Genomic DNA, 4,065 nt, shown 5'->3' with positions numbered 1-4,065 from the left:
GGCTTTGCCGAGCGCCTCGCGCACTACCGCGCGCAGCCGAAGTTCGTCGGGCTGCGGCCGATGCTGCAGGGGCTGGACGACGACGCCTTCATCCTGCGCCCGCGCGTCCTCGACAACCTTAGCCGCGTCGCCGACAGCGGCCTTGCCTTCGACATCCTGACCTTCCCGAAGCATCTGCCCCATGTGGCACGGGCGCTGGAGGCGGTGCCGGGCCTCCGGGCCGTCGTCGACCACCTGTCGAAGCCGGCGATCGCCGCCGGCGACCTCGATCCCTGGCGGGCCGACATCGCCCGCATCGCGGCCTTCCCGAACGTTTCGTGCAAGGTGTCCGGCATGGTGACCGAGGCGAAACCGGACTGGGCGCTCGACGATCTCGCGCCGTATGTCGACCACGTCGCCGAATGTTTCGGCGCCGACCGTCTCCTGTTCGGCTCGGATTGGCCGGTTGCATTGCTCGCCGCCGAATACGGCGAGGTCGCCCATGCGGCCCGCGCGCTGCTCGGCCGCCGCTTCGGGCCGGAGGACATGGGCAAGATTTTCGGCGGCAACGCCGCGCGCTTCTACGGCGTGGAGTCGGCGAGCTCGCCGAGATAGTTGTTGGCGGCCCGCGGCCCCGCGAAGGCGGCGGGGTCGAGGTCGGCGACGAGCATCTCGGCCTGCGCCTCGCTGCCCCGAGCCAGCGCCGCGCCGTCCGGCCCGGCGATCACCGACAGGCCCTGATAGGCGAACGTTCCGTCTTGCCCGCTCCAGTCGGCATAGGACAGGAACACGCTGTTCTCGAAGGCGCGTGTCGGCACGAGGCTGCGGGCGATGAAGCGCGCGCCCTCGCTTTCCGGCAGCGCCGTCGGCACCAGGACGAGGTCCGCGCCGGCCTGCGCCAGCGCCCGGACGGTTTCGGGAAATTCGACGTCGAAGCAGACGAGGAGCCCGACCCGGAAGGCTCCGAAGGCGACGACCGGGGAGATGGCCGTGCCCGGCGAAAAGGCGCCGCGCTCGTAGTCCCCGTAGAGGAAGCGCTTGGCATAGACGACCGGCGCCTCGCCAGGCCGAAGGAACACGGCGGCGTTGCTCACGACGGCGCCGTCCGCGACGGGGAGCCCGAGCGCCAGCGCGACGCGGGTCTCCTCGACCCGTGCCTGAAGACGCGCGATCGTCTCCGTCGCCCGCTCGGCCTCCGCCTGCAGGGCCTGCGCGCCCGCGCCGTAGCCGGGCAGGGCGAGTTCGGGCAGGTGGGCGAGATCGGCGCCGGCCTCGCGTGCCTGGGCGAGGCACCGGTCGATCCCGAGGAGGCCATCCGCGCCGCCGCAAGCCGCCGCCGCATCGAGCTGGAAGAGGGCAACGCGCATCAGCGGCGCTCCCAAGCGCCGAGCAGCTTCGGCAGGTCGCCGAACCGCGCGACGAGGCCGAAGACGAGCGCGGCGAGCGCCACGAACAGCACCGAGATCGACGCCATCACCGGGGTGTAGCCGTAGCGCAGCGCGTTGAAGATCTTGATCGGCACGGTCTCCATCGTGAAGCCCACCGTCATGTAGGCGATGATGTATTCGTTGAGCGAGAGGACGAAGGCGAAGGCGAAGCCCGACACGAGATAGGGCCGGATCATCGGCAGGACGATCGTCCGCCGCACCGCCGCCTCGCTGGCGCCCATCGTCCGCGCCGCCTCGACGATCTCGCGGTCGATCGAGGAGAAGCCGAGCGTCAGCGTCACGAGCGGCAGGCTGGTAAAGAAGATCGCGTGGCTGACGACGACGGTGAAGGACGAGCCGTAGAAGCCGACGGTGGACCAGAAGGCGAGCGCGCCGAGCGCGGTGATCACCGGCGGCAGCACGAAGGGCGAGACGCCCAGAAGCTGCACGAGGCGGCCGGGCAGCGTCGCCCGCCGCCACAGGGCGTAGGCGATCGGCAAGGCGATGAGGACGGCGAGCGCCGCCGCCAGCACCGCGATGGAAACGGACGTGAACAGCGCGCCGCGCCAGTCCGGGTCGGTGAAGATCGCCTGATACCAGCGCAGCGACAGGCCCTTCGGCGGGAAGACGAGGCTCTGCTGCGCGTTGACCGACACGCCCGCGATGATCGCGACGGGCGCGGCGAGGAAGAGGGCGACCAGCGCCAGGAACAGGCGGCTCATGTCGCGCTCCCGACGCGGCGCGCGCCGAACAGCGCCGTCAGCGACACGAGAAGGATGCTGGCCAGCACCAGGAACACGGCCATCGCCGCGGCGAACGGCATGTTGGACTGGTAGATCGCCTGGTCGGTGATGAGGACGGACAGCGTCCAGTGCTGCGGCCGGCCGAGAAGCTGCGGCAGGAGGTAGGAGCCGAGCGCGAACACGAAGACGACGACGAAGGTCGCGGCCAGCGCCCCGCGCAGCGCCGGCAGGATCACGGTGAGGAAGGCGCGCACCGGCGAGGCGCCGAGCGTTTCGGCGGCTTCCCCAAGCGAGGGGTCGAGGCGCGAGAAGGACGGATAGAGCACCAGCACGCAGTAGGGCAGCGCCTGGTAGGACATGCCGAGAAGGACGGCGGCAAAGCTCGGCGTGAAGGCGGCGGGCGTCTTCATCAGGCCGATCGCGACGAGGAGGTTGGAGATGCCGGCCGTGCGCGACAGGAGCGTCGACCAGGAAAAGCCGATGATCACCTCGGACAGGGACAGGACGGCAAGCAGCGCGACGAGCCAGGGCACCTGCGCGCGCCGGGGCAGGCGCGACAGGAGATAGGTGAAGGGTGCGCCGACCACGAGGCAGATCAGCGCCACCAGCGCCGACAGGCCGAGCGAGAAGAGGAGGATCTCGCCGAAGAAGAGCGACAGGAAGCGCGCGTAGTTGTCGGAGGTGAGAACCGGCTCGTAGAAGCCGCCCTGGACGCGCTGGAAGAACGAGACGGCGATCATCAGCCCGAACGGCACGACGAAGAAGGCGCCGAGCATCAGGCCGGGAAAGACGAGGGCGCCCTGACCGCCGGCGGGGCGGGACGTCGCCGCGCTCATGCGGCCCCGGCGGGAAAGACAGTGGCGGCGCCGGGCTTCAGCGCCAGCGACACGGGCGTGCCGGCGGGCGGCACGTCGGCGCCGGCCTCGCGGTGCGCGATGATGCGGGCGTCGCCCGAGCGCAGGTAGATCTCGACCGCCGAGCCCATGTCGCGCACGAACTCGACCCGGGCTGCGATCGGCCCGTCGCCCTCGGGCATGAGGACGACGTCCTCGGGCCGCACCGACAGGAGCGCGGCCTCGCCCGACAGGGCGAGACCCGGCAGGAGGGCGCCCGACGCAAGGCGCGCGCCGCCGGCCTCGCGGCGCGCTTCCAAGAGGTTGGTCTGGCCGAGGAAGTCGGCGACGAAGGGCGTCGCCGGTCGGCGATAGACCTCGATCGGCCGGTCCATCTGCAGCACCCGGCCGTTCTGCATGACGACGACCCGGTCGGCCATGGTCATCGCCTCGCGCTGATCGTGGGTGACGACGATCGTGGTGATGCCGAGCCGCTCCTGCAGGAGGCGCAGTTCCACCTGCATCGCCTCGCGCAGTTTGGCGTCGAGCGCCGACAGCGGCTCGTCGAGGAGGAAGAGGCGCGGCGCGACGGCGAGCGCGCGGGCGATCGCCACGCGCTGGCGCTGGCCGCCCGATAGCTGCGTGATCGCCCGCCCCTCGACGCCGGGCAGGCGCACGAGATCGAGAAGCTCGCGCACGCGCGCCTCCGCCGCGCCGCGGCCGGTCCCCCTGAGGCGCAAGGGGTAGGCGATGTTGTCGCCCACCGTCAGGTGCGGGAACAGCGCCAGCGACTGGAACACCATGCCGAAGCCCCGCTTGTGGACGGGGACATGGGTGATCGTCTCCGACCCGAAGCGGATGTCGCCGGCGGTCGGCGTCTCCAGCCCGGCGATCATGCGCATCAGCGTGGTCTTGCCGCAGCCCGACGGCCCCAGAAGACACACGAACGTGCCCTCCGGGATCGTGAGGTCGACGGCGTCCACGGCGGTCGCCGCGCCGTAGCGCTTCGTCACGCCGGAGAGCACGAGTGCTGTCATGGGCTGGAAAACTCCTGAGACGGGGTGAGGCGGGCGCTGGACGCTC

Annotated in this window: 5 protein-coding genes; 1 reads left to right on the top strand and 4 read right to left on the bottom strand. The window is 71.1% G+C overall.

Annotation, left to right across the window (positions count from 1 at the left end; translation table 11 throughout):
* Positions 1–594 (top strand): amidohydrolase (locus QZ753_RS13650; protein WP_294644332.1); only part of this gene is annotated, 594 nt, incomplete at its 5' end.
* Here the strand turns inward: QZ753_RS13650 and QZ753_RS13645 are convergent.
* From QZ753_RS13645 to QZ753_RS13630, 4 genes are read right to left on the bottom strand one after another with little or no spacing between them, the layout of a single operon-like run.
* The gene (locus tag QZ753_RS13645) at positions 561–1,346 is read right to left on the bottom strand and encodes a nitrilase-related carbon-nitrogen hydrolase (RefSeq protein WP_294644331.1); all 786 of its coding nucleotides are present in this window, start codon (positions 1,344–1,346) and stop codon (positions 561–563) included. The two genes, QZ753_RS13650 and QZ753_RS13645, sit on opposite strands and share 34 nt — an antisense overlap.
* A complete protein-coding gene (locus tag QZ753_RS13640; protein WP_294644330.1) occupies positions 1,346–2,128 on the bottom strand; it encodes an ABC transporter permease in 783 nt (260 codons plus the stop codon). The genes QZ753_RS13645 and QZ753_RS13640 overlap by 1 nt, the downstream gene beginning before the upstream one ends.
* Positions 2,125–2,985, bottom strand: a complete 861-nt coding sequence (locus QZ753_RS13635) for an ABC transporter permease (protein WP_294644329.1) — start codon at positions 2,983–2,985, stop codon at positions 2,125–2,127. The genes QZ753_RS13640 and QZ753_RS13635 overlap by 4 nt, the downstream gene beginning before the upstream one ends.
* Positions 2,982–4,019 carry an ABC transporter ATP-binding protein gene (locus QZ753_RS13630; RefSeq protein WP_294644327.1) on the bottom strand — a complete coding sequence of 346 codons (1,038 nt, stop codon included), beginning with the start codon at positions 4,017–4,019 and terminating at the stop codon, positions 2,982–2,984. Before QZ753_RS13630 ends, QZ753_RS13635 begins: the two co-directional genes overlap by 4 nt.
* Positions 4,020–4,065: the final 46 nt, after the last annotated feature.

The organism is uncultured Aureimonas sp. (assembly GCF_913775355.1).
In the GTDB taxonomy this organism is placed as follows: domain Bacteria; phylum Pseudomonadota; class Alphaproteobacteria; order Rhizobiales; family Rhizobiaceae; genus Aureimonas.
The sequence above is the reverse complement of the archived record's forward strand: the minus strand, read 5'-3'. Positions and strand labels throughout refer to the sequence as shown.

Bases quoted from the DNA above. Each gene is read 5' to 3' on its own strand.
- QZ753_RS13635 (WP_294644329.1), bottom strand. From the start codon at position 2,985: ATGAGCGCGGCGACGTCCCGCCCCGCCGGCGGTCAGGGCGCCCTCGTC.
- QZ753_RS13645 (WP_294644331.1), bottom strand. From the start codon at position 1,346: ATGCGCGTTGCCCTCTTCCAGCTCGATGCGGCGGCGGCTTGCGGCGGC.
- QZ753_RS13640 (WP_294644330.1), bottom strand. From the start codon at position 2,128: ATGAGCCGCCTGTTCCTGGCGCTGGTCGCCCTCTTCCTCGCCGCGCCC.
- QZ753_RS13630 (WP_294644327.1), bottom strand. From the start codon at position 4,019: ATGACAGCACTCGTGCTCTCCGGCGTGACGAAGCGCTACGGCGCGGCG.